General features: G+C 47.9%; 17 protein-coding genes. 10 read left to right on the top strand and 7 right to left on the bottom strand.

The annotated features are described in order from the left end of the window. Positions 1-46: 46 nt before the first annotated feature. Entirely contained in the window at positions 47-1,960 is a 1,914-nt protein-coding gene (locus TBC1_RS08670; protein ID WP_062040913.1) for an AMP-dependent synthetase/ligase, read from the bottom strand. Positions 1,961-2,253: 293 nt separating this feature from the next. Here TBC1_RS08670 and TBC1_RS08675 point away from each other — a divergent pair, with 293 nt between their 5' ends. Beyond that, positions 2,254-2,685, top strand: a complete 432-nt coding sequence (locus TBC1_RS08675; protein WP_062040916.1) for a hypothetical protein — start codon at positions 2,254-2,256, stop codon at positions 2,683-2,685. A 74-nt stretch (positions 2,686-2,759) separates the two neighbouring features. On the opposite strand, the gene TBC1_RS08680 is transcribed toward TBC1_RS08675, so the two are convergent. The 3 genes from TBC1_RS08680 to recQ form a co-directional block, all read right to left on the bottom strand. Continuing rightward, on the bottom strand, positions 2,760-3,182 hold the full coding sequence (locus TBC1_RS08680) for a DUF4296 domain-containing protein (RefSeq protein WP_062040919.1): 423 nt from the start codon (positions 3,180-3,182) through the stop codon (positions 2,760-2,762). After that, complete coding sequence (locus tag TBC1_RS08685) at positions 3,182-3,844, bottom strand: OmpH family outer membrane protein (RefSeq protein WP_082189538.1); 663 nt, start codon at positions 3,842-3,844, stop codon at positions 3,182-3,184. The genes TBC1_RS08680 and TBC1_RS08685 overlap by 1 nt, the downstream gene beginning before the upstream one ends. Before the next feature lie 99 nt (positions 3,845-3,943). After that, a complete protein-coding gene (recQ, locus tag TBC1_RS08690) occupies positions 3,944-6,139 on the bottom strand; it encodes a DNA helicase RecQ (protein ID WP_062040925.1) in 2,196 nt (731 codons plus the stop codon). A gap of 732 nt (positions 6,140-6,871) precedes the next feature. Here recQ and TBC1_RS08695 point away from each other — a divergent pair. The 4 genes from TBC1_RS08695 to lptB are packed head-to-tail and all read left to right on the top strand — an operon-like array spanning position 6,872 to position 11,533. Further along, positions 6,872-7,837 (top strand): KpsF/GutQ family sugar-phosphate isomerase, encoded by a 966-nt coding sequence (locus TBC1_RS08695; protein ID WP_062040928.1) that lies wholly within the window; start codon positions 6,872-6,874, stop codon positions 7,835-7,837. A 32-nt stretch (positions 7,838-7,869) separates the two neighbouring features. Beyond that, a complete protein-coding gene (locus TBC1_RS08700; RefSeq protein ID WP_062040931.1) occupies positions 7,870-8,214 on the top strand; it encodes a carboxymuconolactone decarboxylase family protein in 345 nt (114 codons plus the stop codon). A gap of 38 nt (positions 8,215-8,252) precedes the next feature. Further along, a complete protein-coding gene (locus TBC1_RS08705) occupies positions 8,253-10,772 on the top strand; it encodes a DUF5686 and carboxypeptidase-like regulatory domain-containing protein (protein WP_062040934.1) in 2,520 nt (839 codons plus the stop codon). A gap of 35 nt (positions 10,773-10,807) precedes the next feature. Further along, a complete protein-coding gene (gene lptB, locus TBC1_RS08710) occupies positions 10,808-11,533 on the top strand; it encodes an LPS export ABC transporter ATP-binding protein (protein ID WP_062040937.1) in 726 nt (241 codons plus the stop codon). 887 nt (positions 11,534-12,420) lie between these two features. On the opposite strand, the gene TBC1_RS08715 is transcribed toward lptB, so the two are convergent. Beyond that, positions 12,421-13,794, bottom strand: a complete 1,374-nt coding sequence (locus TBC1_RS08715; protein ID WP_062040939.1) for a serine hydrolase domain-containing protein — start codon at positions 13,792-13,794, stop codon at positions 12,421-12,423. Between the two features lie 79 nt (positions 13,795-13,873). Then, positions 13,874-14,614, bottom strand: coding sequence for a CDP-alcohol phosphatidyltransferase family protein (locus TBC1_RS08720; protein WP_062040942.1), 741 nt, complete (start codon positions 14,612-14,614; stop codon positions 13,874-13,876). A gap of 370 nt (positions 14,615-14,984) precedes the next feature. Here TBC1_RS08720 and TBC1_RS08725 point away from each other — a divergent pair, with 370 nt between their 5' ends. The 3 genes from TBC1_RS08725 to TBC1_RS08735 all read left to right on the top strand — a co-directional run bounded on the left by TBC1_RS08725 (position 14,985) and on the right by TBC1_RS08735 (position 17,774). Then, positions 14,985-15,713 carry a hypothetical protein gene (locus TBC1_RS08725; RefSeq protein ID WP_062040945.1) on the top strand — a complete coding sequence of 243 codons (729 nt, stop codon included), beginning with the start codon at positions 14,985-14,987 and terminating at the stop codon, positions 15,711-15,713. Between the two features lie 14 nt (positions 15,714-15,727). After that, positions 15,728-15,982 (top strand): hypothetical protein, encoded by a 255-nt coding sequence (locus tag TBC1_RS08730; protein WP_062040948.1) that lies wholly within the window; start codon positions 15,728-15,730, stop codon positions 15,980-15,982. A 1,237-nt stretch (positions 15,983-17,219) separates the two neighbouring features. Continuing rightward, positions 17,220-17,774 (top strand): hypothetical protein, encoded by a 555-nt coding sequence (locus TBC1_RS08735; RefSeq protein ID WP_062040951.1) that lies wholly within the window; start codon positions 17,220-17,222, stop codon positions 17,772-17,774. Positions 17,775-18,136: 362 nt separating this feature from the next. Here TBC1_RS08735 and TBC1_RS17800 read toward each other — a convergent pair whose 3' ends face one another. Continuing rightward, positions 18,137-18,346, bottom strand: a complete 210-nt coding sequence (locus TBC1_RS17800) for a hypothetical protein (protein WP_172668862.1) — start codon at positions 18,344-18,346, stop codon at positions 18,137-18,139. Positions 18,347-18,383: 37 nt separating this feature from the next. On the opposite strand from TBC1_RS17800, the gene TBC1_RS08740 reads away from it, so the two are divergent. Then, on the top strand, positions 18,384-18,677 hold the full coding sequence (locus tag TBC1_RS08740; protein ID WP_062040954.1) for a hypothetical protein: 294 nt from the start codon (positions 18,384-18,386) through the stop codon (positions 18,675-18,677). 14 nt (positions 18,678-18,691) lie between these two features. After that, positions 18,692-18,940, top strand: a complete 249-nt coding sequence (locus TBC1_RS08745) for a TFIIB-type zinc ribbon-containing protein (protein WP_062040958.1) — start codon at positions 18,692-18,694, stop codon at positions 18,938-18,940. Positions 18,941-19,513 lie beyond the last annotated feature (573 nt).

The raw sequence follows: 19,513 nt of genomic DNA on the forward strand, positions 1-19,513 counted from the left end.
CGGATTCCAAACAGAAAAAGTGAATCCGCAGGATCAAAAATTGTCATCAGGATTCTGTCCTGTACCAGTTTTTCATGTTCGACCTGTTTATCTCATTCAGATGATTTTTGCCCTCCGGCGTATAGAGAAAATCGATGAGTGTGGCATATTTTTCGTTGATCCTCCCTCTCACCATCTTGAATGTGGAATTGATCATCAGGTTCTTTTCCGTAAAGGCTTCAGGTAAAACGGCAAAAGAGGCGGGCAGCCATCTTTCGGGAAACATACCGGCAAGCCTGCCATGCTTGAAGTAAGCGCCTACCTCGTGCTTCAGTAATTTCAGGGCATAATCTATCCCCTCATCCGATCCGGGCTCCAGTCCATGTTTTACCACCAGCCTGTTGATCTCCTGAATATTGGGCACAATCAATCCGATAGTGTAAGCATTCTGATTGTTATGAAGCATACTCTGGTCTATCAGTTTTGAATTGTCGACCAGCGCCTCCTCAATGCCTTCAGGACTGTATTTCTCACCATCGCTGCCGATAAGCAGGCTCTTGGACCTCCCCATAACCACCAGGTAATCATCTTCATCCATGTATCCCAGGTCGCCCGTAAACAACCATCCATCCCTGACCGTTTCAGCGGTTGCCTCAGGATTCTTCCAATAGCCTTTCATGACGTTGCCTCCCCTTATCACAATTTCACCGGGCTGGCCTTTGGGCAACTCATTGCCGTCGGGATCGCAGATTTTCAGTTCCAGCGGCCTTACAACTTTCCCCGAGGTTCCCAGCTTCAGATTGAGCAACGAATTGGAAGAAATCACCGGCGAGGCTTCCGACAGGCCGTAGCCCTGACAAACCGGAATACCAATGGCAAGGAAGAAACGCTGTAACTCAATATCCAGCAATGCCCCGCCACCGATAAAAAACTTCAGCTTACCCCCGAATCCTTCGCGCACCTTGCTGAAAAGGATTTTATCAAACAAACTTACAAGAGGTTTCAGGAAAAATCTCCACCCTTTGCCGCGGTTTATACCGATGCCGTTATACGCGTAAGCTATCCGTAAGCCGGCATTAAACAGTGTAAGGGCTACCTTGCCTTTTGCAGCAATCCCCGCTTCGATACTTTTTCTGAAATTCTTTGAAATTGCCGGAACGCTCATCAGAAGGTCGGGCTTGATCTCTTTGATATTCAGCGGAATATTCTTGAGCGTTTCGTTTCCGGTCTTGCCAACCTGCAGCGAAGCAACCCCCGCTCCTTTGGCAATAAAGCAATAGAGGCAGGCCGTGTGGGCAAAGCAGTGATCCCATGGCAGAAAAGCCAGGGTTTTATAGGTATCCGGAATATCCATCAGGGACAGGGACTGCATCACATTGTTCACATAATTTGAATGGGTGAGCATAATACCCTTTGGATCGGAGGTAGTACCTGAGGTATAGGTGATGTTGGCCAGGCTTTCGGGGGTAACCGTCCGCATGGCTTCAGCAAATTCATCGGCGTGGGTCTTAAGATATCCCTCCCCCAGCCGGCAAACATCATCAAAAAAGACATCCTTAGGATTGCCGGAGGACCCGGGATCCATTAATATTACCTGGTCCAGGTCGGGAAGGTTTCCGCGGATCGCGGTAATTTTGTCCAATTGCCCCGCAGACACAATGATTTTGCGCGCCCCGCTGTGATTAAGCCTGAATTCAGCTTCGGAAGGCGACAGCTTGATCGATAACGGTACACTGCAACAACCTACATATAACAAACCAAGTTCCCCGATGATCCATGAATTCCTTCCTTCGGCAAGGATGGCAATACGATCGCCCGGTACCGCACCCAGACTCAGCAATCCGGCAGCGAAAGTGTAGATTTTGTCGCGCACCTGGCTGTAGGTAGCTTTGGTCCAGACGGCGCCCTGCTTCTCATAGAGATAGGTATTCTCAGGAAACCGCGAAACAGCAGATTCAAAAAGATCGATCAGCGTATGCATGGTTAATAAATTTTGGCGACGAAAATTAGCAAATAAAACATTCAAACAAAAAAATATTTAGCAATGAACATAATTCAATACCGGTAAATACAAACAAATAAGGGGATTCCCCCTTGAAAGATAAGTCCGGGAAAAATTGCGCGCTCTTCCGGATAATAAACCAGAATCTGAATTACTAAAAGAAGGATAGAAAAAACTATCTTTATAAATTTGCAGCATAAAGACAGGATACGGCATACTATTTGAATTGCATTCAGCATTTATACCAGGTCAAACAGCAAACCAACCTACTTATGAAATCAGGAAAAATCAGCATCTGGGCATTATTCTTTCTTGTGGCTTTGGCTTTTACATCCTGCGTGATTGACGAAGACACAGATCCGGATGGCGGTGATGTCAGGGATAAATTTACCGGTTCGTGGAGATTTACGGAAACCGAAGGGTTTAAGAGCGACCTCGGCATCAGCTACACGGTCACCATTACCTACGACCCGGGAAATTCATCACAGGTGTTGCTCAGAAATTTCGCCAACGCGGGAGGCAATTATTCCGCCTATGGGATTGTAACCAGCAACCGCATTACGGTGCCGGCCCAGGAACTGGCGCCCGGATTTCTTGTCAGCGGCTCCGGAAGCTCGTCGGGACAGGATCTGATGGACTGGGACTACACCATTGCTGCCGGAGGCGATCAGAATTACTATACCGCCACAGCCTCCAGACAATAAAAGCCGGAAGCCGGCATAAACAGCCGCAAACCTGGAATTTGCCGTAAATCAGGGGGAACAACAGGGCAAGCGGATTACCTGACCTGAATTTTACTTTGCCGCACCGTATCCCCGCCGGGCAGGGGCAGATTATTGATGCTGTCCTTCGCGCGCGTTAATACCAGGATAACCTCATCAAGCATCTTTTCGAAACCGGCCAGATCTTTCTGGTAATAAGCAAGATTTGCCTTAAACCGGGCAGGCGTAACCTGATGCCATGCATAAAGCGAATCAAATGTCATTGCCGAAAGCTTATTCAGGCTGTCGCGCGATATCTTCCCCTGCTTGTAGCGAAGCACCGCTTCGGCAACTTCCATATCCGACATCAGCATAACCATTTCCTGCCTGGGAATCAGCGCCTCATCCCCCTCAATTTTTGCATTTTCGCGGCATGCGTTCAATGCAAAAAGAGAGACAAGCAGGAAGAAACCGGCACCGGTGATCAATGCCTTATTCACTATTTTGAGGCTTTCTCTTTGTACTCGGAATTCAGCTGCCTGAGCACTTCAACCGTGATATCCAGCGAATCGTTGGCCGAGAGGATATTGCCACCGCGGGAATGGGAGAAGATGTAATCAAAATTCATTTTGCGGTTGTACCTCTCGAGGAAGTTGTTCAGGCTATCGATCAGCACGAGGTTCAGTTCAAATTCCTGGCGCGAGAGCTCGGCTGAATATTGTTCACGCAGTTCATACAGCTTTTGCTGTTCCGCCATCAACTGGGCATAAATCTCCTGGGCCGAGGCTTCGGAAATTGTTTGTTTGCTGACCTGCTCCTGGAAATAGGCCGCATCCTTTTCGAACGAGCTCTGCTTCCTTTTCAATTCATTTTCAAGGGCAACGGTCTTTGTCTCAAGCGTATTCCGCATCGATTTAACCAAATCATAGTGGGCCATAATGCTGTCGCTGTTCACATAGGCAACCGTAACACCTCCCTGAGCCGATTTCTGAATCAGCGCCTGATTTGCCGGTTCGCCCTTACCGGGGCCGAGAACAATAAAGTACAATACAATCAGCCCGGCAAGCATAACCAGATTAACAACCGTAAGCACGATATTCAGTTTACTTTTAGGTGCCGTTTCCCTGATTTCAGGCATTTGATCCATTGTTTCCTCCTGCATAAAAAGTTGAATTTGAAATTTTAGCTGCAAATTTAGCGAAAAAATAAGGCAGCCGTTTAATATTTCGGCTGCCCTGCATGAATCTGATAACCCGGAGGCCTAATTTCCGAGGTCGGACATAAATTTGATCCGCATCAGCCTGATCTCTTCCTCGTTGAACTCGTCCTCTCCCAGTTCTTCCAGCGCCTTGTCGATGGAATCACTTTCAGCCTCCCGGAAGTAATCGTAGATTTCCTCCTGGTGATAGGGATCGACGTACTCGTTCACGTAATAGTTCAGGTCGAGCTTGGTACCGGCCGATACAATCCTTTCAACTTCGGTAAGCAATTCACTGATTGACATATTTTTGGCAAAGGCGATATCTTCCAGCGAGATTTTCCGGTCGATATTCTGAATGATATAAACCTTCAGCCCTGACTTGTTCACCACCGATTTCACCACCATATCCATCGGACGGATGATCTCGTTTTCCTCTACATAGGTCTTGATCAGGTCGAGGAACGGCTTACCGTATTTCTGGGCCTTTCCGGCGCCAACGCCGGTAATATTCTTCAGTTCCTCGAAGTTGATGGGATACTGAATGGCCATATCCTCAAGGGAAGGATCCTGGAAGATCACAAACGGGGGGAGATTTTCCTTGCGTGATATCTCCTTCCGCAGATCTTTAAGCATGGTAAACAGGTTCTTGTCTGCCGTGCTGGTTTTTGCACCTCCGGCAAAGAAATCCTCCTCATCGGCATTTTCATAGTCATGATCGCGGGTGAGCATGATTGAATATGGCTTCTTGAGGAATTTATGCCCTTCGGGCGTAACCTTGAGCAATCCGTAGTTCTCAATATCCTTTGCCAGCAGGCGCTCAATCAGCATCTGCCTGATCACCGCATTCCAGTACTTTTCGTCGTATTCCGAACCTTTACCAAACACCTCCAGCTGGTTGTGCTTGAATGATTTGTTATTGGCCGAAGGCTTCCCGGTGATTACGCCGATCACATGCTTGGCCTTGAACAGCTGTTTGAGGGCGAGCACGGTTTCGAGTACCAGTTCTACCGCATCTTTACCCTCGAATTTGGTTTTCGGGTGGAGACAGTTGTCGCAGCTTCCGCAGTTATCTTCGGGATAAATCTCGCCGAAATAATGGAGCAACTGCTTGCGCCGGCATACCGACGACTCGGCATAGGCAACGGTTTCGAGCAGCAACTGGCTGGCAATTTCCTGTTCGGCTACCGATTTGTTCTTATTGAATTTCTCCAGTTTCTGGATATCGTCATAACTGTAGAAGGCGATGCAATTCCCTTCACCGTCATCGCGCCCCGAGCGGCCGGTTTCCTGGTAATACCCCTCGAGGCTCTTGGGCATATCGTGATGGATCACGTAGCGTACATCCGGCTTGTCAATCCCCATACCGAAGGCAATGGTCGCCACAATCACGTCGATCTCCTCCATCAGGAACTTATCCTGATTGGTGACGCGGGTGGCCGAATCAAGACCGGCATGGTAAGGTAGGGCCTTGATCCCGTTTACCTGAAGCGTTTCGGCAAGTTCTTCGACCTTTTTGCGGCTCAGGCAATATACGATCCCCGATTTCCCCGGCTGCGACTTGATATATTTGATGATATCCTTAATCGGCTCTTCCCCTTTCGGCCTTACCTCATAATAAAGATTCGGGCGGTTGAAGGAGGAGATAAACAGGGAGGCATCCTGCATATTCAGGTTTTTCTGGATATCCTGCTGAACCTTGGGCGTTGCCGTGGCCGTGAGCGCGATAATCGGCACCTTTTTACCGATGGCTTCAATAATGGGGCGCAGTCTCCGGTATTCAGGCCTGAAATCGTGCCCCCACTCCGAAATACAATGCGCTTCGTCTATGGCAAAGAATGATATATCGATTTCCTGAAGAAACTGAACGTTTTCGTCTTTGGTGAGAGACTCGGGGGCTACATAAAGCAGTTTGGTCTTCCCGTTTTTCAGATCTTTTCTTACCTCCGCGATTTCAGCCTTGCTCAGCGATGAATTCAGGAAATGGGCAATCCCCTGTTCGGCCCCGAAATTACGGATGGCATCCACCTGATTCTTCATCAGTGCAATAAGCGGGGATATGATGATAGCGGTACTCGGACTGATCAGGGCCGGTAACTGGTAACACATGGATTTGCCACCACCGGTCGGCATAATCACAAAAGTGTCCCGGCCCTGAAGCAGGTTGTTTATAATCGCCTCCTGATTCCCTTTAAAGGAATCAAAACCGAATATCTTCTTTAGTAATTCATTAAGCGAATAGTTATTCACTTTCTTCATTGCAGCTATTTTTTTGTCTCAGATCAGTTGCTGTAATCTGATTATAGTTTATCAATTAAAACAAATGTAATCATTAAGTAGGGAAAAGTCAAAAAAAATCCTTCCACGGTATCATTTTTCTAAGCACGGCAATTTGTCTTTTCTAAAACGATTTTTCATCCAATGACTTTTCAATACAAAACAATTCAATCCTTATAGCCTGGAACAGTTTATTAACCTGAAAATCCGGCCAAATACAGTACTTCCGGCCCTGACCGGAGAGCTGTATTCCCCCGAAATTTAATATTCCCGGCAGCTTCCCAAACCTGCGGATCCCCGGAGGGACGACCATCCTGATGCTGCAACCCGCACATCCCGGCCGGGCTCAATCATCATTTACCTCAGATTTAAAGGCGTGCAAATTTCTAAAAAATATCATTCATTCAGCAACTTTCTTAAAGTCTGTTTTTTGCAGGTCAGATTTCCGCCGCTTCCGGCTGCTCTTTCCAGTGAAAATAATCATAACCAAACCGGCAGGGACGAAATACAAGCCATGAGGAGGGACAGCCCGCCCCGGCACAGGCGGTGCCGGCAGCAGCCTATGCCTGTATCTATTGATCCGGATATCCCTTAATAATTAATAGTTCAGTCCTGACAGGCCTGCTGTTGTTTAATTCGGGCCCAAAGGTGCTGTCAGCCTTGCCTGAATGTTGTATATTTGTACGCCATTATTATGTACAAATCCCCCTCCCATTGAAGACAGCAGATCAGATCAGGCAGATTGCATTCCGGACCATTGCTGAAGAAGCGTCAGCCATCAGCCAGCTCGGCAATTATCTTACAGATGATTTTATCCGCAGTGTTGAATTAATCCTTGCCTGCACAGGCAGGGTCATCGTTACCGGGATCGGTAAGAGCGCCAACATCGGCGCCAAACTGGTAAGCACTTTCAACAGCACGGGAACGCCGGCCAGCTTTATGCACGCGGCGGATGCCATCCACGGCGACCTGGGCATGATCAGGGCCGGAGATGTTATTATCTGCCTTTCGAAAAGCGGCGACACCCCCGAAATAAAGGTGCTGATCCCCTTGCTGAAGCTGATGGGCAACAAGCTGATTGCCATAGTGGGCAACACGGAATCCTACCTGGCCGGAAATGCGGATCTGGTAATCAACTCGACGGTCAACCGCGAAGCTTGCCCGAATAACCTGGCACCTACCGCCAGCACAACCGCCCAGCTGGTGATGGGCGACGCCCTGGCCGTAGCATTGCTGGAATGCCGGGGATTTACCCGTCAGGATTTTGCCCGGTATCATCCCGGCGGTGCACTGGGCAAAAGACTCTACCTCAGGGTTGCAGACCTCTACAAATACAATGAAAAGCCGGAGGTTCAGGCAGACGACAATATGCGCGCCGTGCTGCTCGAAATCTCTTCGAAACGCCTGGGCGCCACCGCCGTCCTCAACGGATCAAAACTTGCCGGCATCATCACGGATGGGGACATCCGGCGCATGCTCCACCGCGAAACCCCGGTCGAAAACCTTAAAGCAGCCGACATTATGACCCGCGACCCGCTGACCGTCGATGCGGAAATCCTGGTCGCCGACGCCCTCGACATCATGAGGAAAAACAATATCACCCAGATGCTTGTTATGGAAAACAACGAATATGCCGGCGTTATTCATCTGCATGACATCCTGAAAGAAGGAATCATCTGACTCCGGAGTCCCCCTAAACACAGAAAACAACCATGGGAACAAAACCTGAAGCGTTTAACAGCTACCGCGAAAAAATGAATGAACGCCTCCTGGGCGCTGAAAACAATAAAGTGATCAAGCGGATTTTCAACGTGGATACCAATGCCTACCTCGAGGGACAGCTGCCGGTAAAAACAAAGGAAATGCTCGGCCTCGTCGCTTCCATGGTGCTCCGCTGCGACGATTGCATCAGGTATCACCTGATTAAATGCCATGAAAACGGAATGACCGAAGCGGAACTGATGGAAGTGATGGGAATAGCCAACCTGGTCGGCGGAACCATCGTGATTCCCCATACCCGGCGTGCAGTTGAATTCTGGGATGAACTCAACGCCTGAAATGCAATGGCTGCCTTTTCTATCAGACATTGAAAACGATGATGCTTCCGCAATTTCAATCAGGATTTTCCGGAATAAAATCCGGTCTCTTCGCGCCCCTGATCGCACTCATCATCTTGTTTGCCGGCACGCATGAGGTGAAGGCACAGATTACCAAGATCAGGGGAAAGGTAACCGATGCCGTTACCGGAGAAGGCCTGCCATTCGTCAACGTCTATTTCAAAGGGACAACCACCGGCTCTACCACCGATGAACAGGGATATTATGCGATAGAAACAAGACACGCCGCCGATTCGCTGGCAGCATCCTCGGTCGGATACCTTACCAGGGTAAAACCGGTTATCCGCAACCGGTTTCAGGAGATTAACTTTAATCTGCAGCCTGACCAGATCAGCCTGTCGGAGGTTGTGATCAAAGCCGGCGAAAACCCGGCCGAAATCCTGCTGCGCAAGGTCATAGAAAACAAACCGCTCAACGACAGGGAAAACCTTGAATATTACCAGTTTGAAGCATACACAAAAATAGGTTTTGACGCCAACAACCTGTCCGAAAAGTTTATGAACCGGAAGATATTAAAGCCTTTCGCCTTCATTTTTGATTATATTGACACCTCTTCTTATACCGGCAAAGCTTACCTGCCTGTGTTTCTTTCCGAATCGCTTTCTGATGTCTATTACAGAAACACGCCGCGAACCCGGCGGGAAGTGATTAAAGCCTCGCGCGTATCGGGCATCGATAATGCCAGCATTTCGCAACTGCTGGGCGATATGATTCAGCAGGTTAACATTTATGACAACTACATTACCCTGTTTCAGAAAAATTTCGTCAGTCCGCTGGCAGGAACGGCCTTGTTTTCTTACAGGTATTATCTGGTTGACAGTGCATACGTTGACGGGCACTGGTGCTACAAAATGGCTTTTAAGCCCAGACGGAAACAGGAATTTACCTTTCATGGCGACATCTGGATCCACGACAGCACCTTTGCGGTGAAACAATTTGAAATGCACATCGCCGGAGATGCAAACATCAATTTCATCAACGACCTGGTGCTGTTCCAGGAATTTGAGCTGGTTTCCGGCCGGCACTGGATGCTGGCAAAAGACAAACTGCTGGTGGATTTTAACATCACCCAAAGGGATTCGGCCCGCAACATCGGCTTTTTCGGATCGAAAACAAGCTCGTACCGCGGCTTTGTCATAAACCAGCCAAGGGAAAAGGCGTTCTACAACACCCCCACCACCACCATGGTCGACGAGGCCGCAGGCATCAAAGACGATGCCTTCTGGGCTGATGCCCGCCACGAAGCGCTTACCCGGCGGGAGGATATGGTTTATCAGATGGTGGATACCCTGCGCTCGCTTCCTGTTTTTAAAACCTGGGTCGACATCGTGCAGATGGTAACCACCGGCTATTACGTTCACGGGAATATGGAATGGGGACCGTACATGTCAACCTACAGCTTCAATCAGCTTGAGGGCCACCGCTTCAGGCTCAGCGGCAGGACCAGCAACCACTTCAGCACAAAGCTGATGCTGGAGGGCTATACAGCTTACGGATTGGCAGATCAGCAAATCAAGTACAGCGGGGGATTTACCTATATGATTGGTAAAAATCCCCGGCGCGTAGTGAGCGGTGCCGTCAAATACGATGTGGAACAGCTCGGGCAGAGCCAGAATGCTTTCCGTGAAGATTTCCTGCTGGCGTCCCTGTTCAGAAGGAACCCGGCGGACAAACTTTCAATGGTTCATCAGTATAAGGGATATTACGAGCACGAATGGTTTACCGGATTGTCCAATACTTTTTCGTTCACCCAGCGCAGCCTGTGGAGTTCGGGGCGCGTACCCTTCAGTATTCACTGCGACAACGGCGACTGCCTCAAACACACGGACGTAATCAGAACATCCGAGTTCAGCATCAATACCCGCTTTGCCATGCATGAGAAAGTGGTAATGGGCGAGTTCGAACGTGTCAGCCTCGGCGGGAAATATCCTGTTCTTGAAATCAATTACACCTATGGCATCCCCGGCCTTTTCAGCGGAGATTTCGAATACCACCGGCTTCAGCTTTCCCTGCGTCACTGGTTCAATATTCTTTCATGGGGCTGGTCGAAATACAATATTGAGGCAGGAAAAATCTGGGGGAAAGTCCCCTATCCCCTGCTGAAAATACATCCGGGGAACGAGACTTATGTTTACGACGAGTCGGCGTTTAACCTGATGAATTATTATGAATTCATCAGCGACCAGTATATCAGCTTCTATTACACCCACCATTTTGTCGGTGCATTTTTCAATAAAATCCCTGTATTCCGTAAACTCAAATGGCGCGAGGTTGCCCAGGTTAAAGGGGTGATCGGCAATGTTACCAAAGAAAATCTTGCTTTCTCAGCCCTGCCGGCGGGGACCTACACCACCTGGAAACCTTATGTCGAGGCCGGCCTGGGCATCGAAAATATCTTTCGCATTTTCAGGGTGGATGCCGTGTGGAGACTTAGTTATTATGACCATACCGATATCAACAAGTTCGGCGTTATGGTATCCATGCAGTTTGATTTCTGAAATTACCTACTTTTGACGCACCATTTCATTTCCCTATGATCCTGAGAACCGAAAACCTGGTAAAAAAATACCGCAGCAGAACTGTCGTCAACAATGTATCCGTGGAGGTAAGGCAGGGTGAGATTGTCGGGCTGCTCGGGCCCAACGGCGCGGGAAAAACCACATCCTTTTACATGATCGTGGGCCTGATCAAACCATTTTCGGGGAGAGTGTTTCTGGAGGACACTGAAATCACCGATATGCCCATGTATAAGCGCGCGCAACTGGGCATCGGGTACCTTGCACAGGAAGCTTCTGTTTTCAGGCATCTGAGTGTTGAAGACAACATTGCCGCCGTGCTCGAATTCACCTCACTGAGTAAATCCGAACAGAAAGAAAGGCTGGAATCCCTGATCTCGGAATTCGGGCTGAACCATGTAAGGAAAAGCCGCGGCATACAGCTTTCGGGTGGGGAACGCCGCCGCACCGAAATCGCACGCGCCCTGGCCGTAGACCCCAGGTTTATCCTGCTCGATGAACCCTTTGCCGGCGTTGATCCCATCGCGGTGGAAGACATTCAGCATATCGTTTCGAAACTCAGGGAGAAAAACATCGGCATACTGATTACCGATCATAATGTGCACGAGACCCTCTCCATTACCGACCGGGCGTACCTGCTGTTCGAAGGTTCGGTGCTGAAATCGGGCTCGGCCGAAGAGCTGGCAGCCGACGAGCAGGTCAGGAATGTATATCTCGGAAAGAATTTCGAATTAAGAAGGTAAAGTGGCCTTATCAGGCCCGAGTTTTGTTATACGTTTTTAAATGCCGGAAATTGCATTCCGGCTTAGCGCCGGAAAGCTGCCACTGAAACACGAAAGCATAAAATCCCTCAGAAAAGGCCTGTCATTAAACCATTCGACCCCGGAGGGGGCATAAACTTCAATCCAAAACAAGATCGTGACTGCGGAGGAGCCACATGTCTATAGAAAATGACAATAACAGGTAATTGCGGCCCCGGAGGGGTCGAATGAATCCCTGACATTGAAATTCCTAATGGAATAAGGAAATCTTCATGCTTTTGTGCCTCTGATAGCATCTGGTACTTAGGGGATCACAAAACCGTCTGAAATTATTCTCCATAAACATACGACCCCGCTGGGGTCGGAAATTCTATTTGCATTGCCCATTCTATAAACATATGACCCCGCTGGGGTCATAAATCCTTAATCCGAACCAAAATCCTGACTCCGGAGGAGTCACATGTCTATAGAAAATGACAATAACAGGTAATTGCGGCCCTGGAGGGGTCGAATAAATCCCTGACATTGAAATTCCTAATGGAATAAGGGAATCTTTATGCTTTTGTACCACTGTTAACATCTGACAATATGGGAATCTCAAAATCGTCTGAAATTATTCTCCATAAACATTCGACCCCGCCGGGGTCGGAAATTCTCTTGTTACCTTCCTTTCTATACACATATGACCCCGCTGGGGTCATAAATCCTTAATCCGAACCAAGAACCTTACTCCGGGGAATCGCATAGTTATAGAAAAGAACCATCATTGAACCATTCGACCCCGCCGGGGTCATAAACCTCAACCCGAAATAAGATCCTGACTCCGGAGGAGTCATATGTCTATAGAAAAAATAAGCAATGAATCCCGCCTAAGACCTGTCCAGGCCCTGAATCCTGCTGATGAGCCTGTTGATTTCCCCGGCTTTTGTGGTCTTCCCGGTGTGTTCCATAAAGGCGCTTACCTCTGCCAGGCGTTCAATATCCACCTGTTCCGATTGCCCGGTATCCTCCAGGAAAAGATAAAAGTCATAGGCCTGCTCCCAACCCTTCTCCAATGCAAGACCTGCCATGGCACGGGTGATGTCTTCAACCGGAAAGTTGTGAATAATTGACTCTATCTGATTTACCAGCTCATGATTGATCCTGGTGCTGGTATTGTTAAGCACGATGATGGTGTTATGGCTCTCCGGGTAGCGGTGGAAATTCGACCTGAAACCTTCCCATACCCCGTTGTGATATACCACCTTCTCATCGTTGTATGTCCTCAGGCGGAATCCATAACCATAAGGGACTTCCTTTCCTGACAGTGTGCGTACCGGTGAAAAAGCTTCATCAAGCAGTTCGTCACTGAGGGGGAAACCTGAATAGAGCGCCTGATCCCAGATATAAAGGTCTTCAATGGTGGAACACACTCCTTTATCGCCCACAGGCCCGTTTGATTTTGATTCCATTATCCGCATGTAACCCCTCCTGAGCGCCCTGAAACCGTCAACGTGCCTTTTTCCGGCAGTGGAATCGGCGGCGCTGTATACATAGGTATTCTTCATCCCCAGGGGAATAAAAATCCTGCGTTGCAGAAATTCGTTCAGGCTCATCCCTGTTATACGTTCCACCAGTGCGGCAAGTACCACGTAACCGGTATTGGAATAATCATACCTGCTGCCTGGTTTGAAAAAGGCAGGAAGCCGGTAGCGCTCAAGCATCGAGATCACATCCTCATTATCGGGTGCATAATCCTTGCTCCAGTATTTGTCGATCAGATAAAAGTAATTAGGCAGTCCGCCGGTGTGGTGCAGCAAATGACTGATGCTCACCCCGGGATAAGGCAGCTCGGGGATATAATCCACCACCATGTCGTCAAAGTCAAGGCGGCCGTCGGATTTGAGCAGCATCACCGCGGCGGCGGTAAACTGCTTGCTGACGGACGCCAGCTGATAAACGGAAGCCGCTGTGACCGGCTCCTTCCGCAACGGGTCGGCATAACCCGAGGCGCGCTCAAACACCTTGTAACCATTAATGGCAACCAGTACATTGCCATTGAAACCCCTGATATTTGTGTAGACGTTGAGGAGGGAATCCAACCGCCGGATCCTGTCGGCAGATAGTATTTTATTCAGCTCCAGCTCTTCCTGACTTGTCAATATTTCCGATTCGTCGAAGCTCGTTCCTGAAGTGAGACTGTCGTTTCCTGCAAAAAACAGGGTGAACATCAGAGTCAGAATCAGCCGGGGCAGATATTTCATGCGTATTAGTTTCGTTTAGTCGTTAGTCGGGAAGGCAGATCCGCAAAAATATATTTATTTTTTTAAAATCAACATTTTTTTAGTTTTTTTCACCCTCCGTAAACAGGGAAATCATGACGTACATCACGATGATCAGCGGAATTCCTCCGAAGCGGAATAACGCCAGCAACAACAAACTGAGCAGTAAAAAAATGTACCTGGTCCTGTTTTGAGAGAACCCGAAACCCTTGCTGAACTTCAATGCGAACATGGGAATATCTGACACCAACAGCCAGCAACTCAGGGGGATCAGCAATAACTGAACCCACAGATTGCCGGCAAACGAAGAAATAACGCCGGCATCAAACAAGGGGGTCTCGCCGGCAATCAGCGACAATGAGACGATAAAAATTGCATTGGCCGGGGTGGGTAAGCCCCGGAACGATTCCGTCTGCCGGGTGTCGAGGTTGAAAAAGGCCAGGCGGTAGGCCGAAAAAGCCCCGGTCAGCAATGCAAGATATGGGATCATATCTCCCACTCCCGCCGTTTCTTCCAGTCCCGGGTTATTCCGCAGCAGCATAAAAAGGAACAAGGCCGGCACCAACCCGAACGAAATCACATCCGCCAGGGAATCCAGCTCCTTACCGATGTCTGACTTTACCTTCAGCAGCCGGGCCAGGAAGCCGTCGAAAAAATCGAAAATGGCCGCCAACCCTACCAGCATGGCAGCGATCAGGGTTTCACCCGACAGCACCATAATCACGGATACGGAACCGCTCAGGAGGTTCAGCAGGGTCACCATATTGGGCAACTGCGACAAAACAGGGTTTTTGTTTTTCAATGCGGTTGATTTTTTTCAAATTTAAGCCATTGAAGCCCTCGTTCGCACCATCATTTCCGTTTTTCTTTCAACTGCATACTGTTCATAAAGTCATTCAGGCTGATACCGGTCCGGGAAACTGTCTGAAAAAGAGCGGAAAAACACACTGACGGATAAACCCTCAGACTTTTCCGGCACCGAATGCACCGCAACAATTTTTTGAAATTGTGCTTCCGGAGTTTCTGTGCTTTGGTGGCAAAAGAAACAACTCAATATTTGATGAACAACATTATTTCACGCTTCAGTTGATTAACTTTTTATCCATTTTACTGTTATAGCCTTAAACAATGTCCCTGAAAGGGGTGTATCCAAATAAAACCGAAAAAGGAATATGGAAAATAAGAAATTGGTTGAATCTCTGGGATTTGTAATCAAAAAGGAAAAGGTTGCCAGTCTGGCTTCCGATTACAGGTTTAACGAACTGATACTGGAAGACCTGGATCCGTATCCGGGATTTTACGATCATTATCATATTCCTGTCAACGAAGAGGAGCAGAAACCCAGATCCGTTTTTGCAGTGATGAAGACGAAGGGGCTGGATGAAATGGATGATTTTATCCGTACCACCGTGCAGATTAAAAAGACATCAGGACTGAAGTTTGACGCTGTGATGGGATGGCTGGAGTATCAGAACAGCACCACGGGCTGCATCCGCATCAATATGCAAGATTACGCGGACCTGCCATTGATCATCGAGCAATACAGCAAGAGCGGTATCGATTTCCTGGCCAACCGGGTTGTAAAACCATATATCAGCCTGATAACGGTCAGAAAATACATGATCCTTGAAGAAATCGCCCCCCGCATTTACCATGATACGGAAATGACCGATACCTATTACATCATGGTTGACAAGTACCTTCCCTGGCCGAAATTTGAAGAGATCAGCATTTCGATCCGCAACAACTGGGACCACAAGGTTTACGACGCCGCCCAGGCCGGTATCTACTGCAAAAAGGGCGTGGTTGAGATGGTCCGCATCTTCGACAGGAAGGCTTCCGTAACCCGTCTGGAGTACCTGAGGGACAAATATGACATTGAACTGAACCGCAACCAGTAAATCCGTATGCATCTATGACAATACAGGAGTTCAGAAGTCTTCCGGTCCAGGAACAGGTGTCTGTGGTACTTTCGAACGGAACGGAGTTGCTTGACCGAATTTATGTTTATTATGTGATAAGACTTTATCATATCGGGGATCTGTATGTCGAAATATGGTATCAGCAGTTATCCAACCGCATCGACAAGGTTCAGGTGGTTGAGATTGATGAAGTAATTCACCTTTACGAGAGTCAGATTAATATTTCGGATCTTTTCCGGCAGGAATAAGGGCCGGGAAACAGACTTGCAGGTCGTATCCCGCGCAAAGCCGCCACGACGCGAGGATTATGTTGTATCTCCCTTAATTCCCGGCTTCCCCACAGGGCCTGACCACAAAAATCAACGACCTGACCTAATAAGTCTTCTTCCAACTTGTCAGGCCTTCTTTTTTATCAGTTAGCGCGCGTCTCCGGTCGCGTGTCACGGACCTGCAAAGAGAAAAAACCACAATAGGCACATTAGAACACAATAGATCAAACCCAGTTAGCGCGCGTCTCCGGACGCGTGCCACGGGCCTTTCAATGGTGAATCACGGGCCCTTCGATGGTGAATCTGTCCCGGTGGTCGAGCGGTACCGATAGCTATCGGTACGAGACCAACCGTGACCAGCCCAGATAACTTTCCCCACGAAACGTTGCAATGTCGCAACGATAATGTTGTATCTCCCTTAATTCCCGGCTTCTCCACAGGGCCTGACCACAAAATTCAACGACCTGACCTAACAAGTCTTCTTCCGACTTGTTAGGTCTTCTTTTAATTGATCTTCCAATCAATGCTTAGTGATGCCAGCGCAAACTGCTGGCTTCTGACTTTTTATCCGCTCAGGCCGCGGGGCCTCGCTTTCGCAACACGGCTGCCTGTTTTTCTGTAGTACCGAGGTTAGCTATCTTAGTCTCTTTTAGATATCATAGCGTACGAAAACCAGAAGGCCGCTTATGCGAAAGCTGAAAATTTTTCCCACTGCCTTACGGTACTGGGATTACAAAGAAAAAAAATTAAGTTTTATAAGGAATTAAGTGCTTCCATTCCGATTTGAGCCTGACCTGACAAGTTTTCTTCCAACTTGTCAGGCCTTCTTTTTTATCAGTTAGCGCGCCTTCCGACGCGTGCCATAAAGCTTGCAAAGAGAATTAAAACCACAATAGGCACAACTTATCCCGGCTACTTTGCCGGGAATAAATCAAACTCATTTGCATATTTACTTGACTTGTCCCGCAACAGGCGGGATTTTCGCATTTACACATTGGCACATTTAGTAACAACATGAACACATGAACACATGAACACATGAACACATGAACACATGAACACCCGAACACCCGAACACCGATCCCCAAACCCGCCTATCCGGAAAAAATCACATGAAAAGGTGATTGACACACGAAAAGGGTCTTGTTACCTTTGAGTATCCTCCCAGGATGCATTCACAACTCACCCAATGACTAACACACCAAAAATAATCCCTATGAAATCAAAAATCCTGTACCCTGTTTGTCTTGCATTACTTCTTACATCATTGTTTTCGTGCGATAAAAAGGAAGATGAAGCCGGCGATGACGGCGATTACAAACTGAACAAAATTGTTGCCACCTTCGATGGCAGAGACACCCTCATAGATATCGATCAGATATACATTACCAACTACAGCACATATTGGAATTATCCGCTGGCATACCAGCAATTAAGCGTAATTTCAACCGTACCGCAGAATGGCGGAATTCAGTTTGATTTTTATGCAAACGATACCGCTACCATAAAACTGAACAAAAAGCATTATATCGTTGACCCTTTCCACACCAGGGATCTGGGTGTGTGCGTGGGATATTTCCATAAATATGCCGCAACCGGAGGGTACCCCCAGGTCTTGTATGCAACGGAACAGGGAGAAGATTACCACTGTACCATCACCAAACTGGAGAATAACATAATCCAGGGCGAAGTAAAATATAAGGTGCAAGGGGTAGTCTTCAGCGGAATATTCTACTCAGACAAGTTAACATACAAGACTTACGGGGAGTAGGACTAAACTTTTCTATAACGGGCGGGGGAAAAATCACTTTCCCCCTATTTTTATTCCCGTCTGGCCGACACCCCTGCTTTACCCGGAAAAACATCCGCCCCCCTGTGCATGCCATGCAGTTTGCCATGTGGATTACTAAACCACAATAGCCATAACTTGTCCCGGCTATTTGTCGGAAATAATTAAACTCATCTGCATATTTACACGACTTGTCCCGCAACAGGCGGGATTTTCACAGTATCACATTGCGCAGCACCCGAACACCTGAACACCCGAACACATGAGCACATGAACACATGAACACCTGAACACCTTAACACCCGAACACTTTTTATAGTAAACATTCAGGTACTGATTCCGGTTTATGTAAAGCGCATCCGCTCCTCTTCATTACTAATGGATACCGCTCGCCAAAAGGGCGCAGAATTATTGACGGAAATATAAGCTGTTTTCTGCGCTTGCGCTTGCATTAAGGGGCTTTGTTGCTGTAAATTTATGGTGCTGAAAAAACCTTGGGTAAAGGAAAAACTGGTAAACAGCGGTTTGCTTAAATCCGATGAAAAAACTGACATTGAAAACACACTTTTAAATTTATAAAACGTTTGAACTATGAAGCATCTTTTGATAAAAATTCCCCTGCTGATTTCAGCAATGCTCATTTTGTCAGCCTGTACCGACTTAAGCAGGGAAGTTGAAAAAAAGCTCAATGAACTGCAGCACAAGTCCGAATCTCTGGATTCATTGATAAATAAAGAATTTGATAAGGTTTTGACGCTCGACTCATTGATAAATACCGAAGGCGATAAAGTCAGAAAACTTGACTCTTTAATCGATAAAACCACTTCAAAACTTGACTCTGTTACCAAGGAGAAAAGTAAACTTCTTGAAAAATTCACCAAATAGAAAGGGCTGCTGAAATGAAATGTCCGAATTGTAATGTTAACCTTGTAATGGCCGAAAGAAGCGGCATTGAGATAGACTACTGTCCGGAGTGCCGCGGTGTGTGGCTCGACCGTGGCGAGCTTGATAAAATTATTGAACGATCGTCTCAAACCACCAGGAATGTGCAGCACGACAGCTTTTCTGAAAAACAAAGATATCCTTCAGACAGGGATTATCCCTATAAAAAGAAAAAGGGGCTGTTGGGAGAATTGTTTGATTTTTAATTGATTAACCTTGCGTGGCAGCTTTTCAGGCCGATGACAGGATTATCAAATCTTCAGGACAGATAAAAGCACCAGGATAGCCCCCGGCTTCCGAAAGGCTCCGGCGCGTGCCACGTATTCTGAGCAGCATCCGCAGGCATAACGTGTCTCTCGCAAAGACGCAAGGATTATGTTGTATCTCCCTAAATTCCCGGCTTCCCCACAGGGCCTGGCCACAAAATTCAACGACCTGACCTAACAAGTCTTCTTCCAACTTGTCAGGCCTTCTTTTTTATCAGTTAGCGCGCGTCTCCGGTCGCGTGTCACGGACCTGCAAAGAGAAAAAACCACAATAGGCACATTAGAACACAATAGATCAAACCCAGTTAGCGCGCGTCTCCGGACGCGTGCCACGGGCCTTTCAATGGTGAATCACGGGCCCTTCGATGGTGAATCTGTCCCGGTGGTCGAGCGGCGGTGGTCGAGCGGAGCCGAGACCAACCGAGACCAACCGTGACCAGCCCAGATAACTTTCCCCACGAAACGTTGCAATGTCGCAACGATAATGTTGTATCTCCCTTAATTCCCGGCTTC

The sequence above is a fragment of the Lentimicrobium saccharophilum genome (assembly GCF_001192835.1).
Taxonomy (GTDB): Bacteria; Bacteroidota; Bacteroidia; order Bacteroidales; family Lentimicrobiaceae; genus Lentimicrobium; species Lentimicrobium saccharophilum.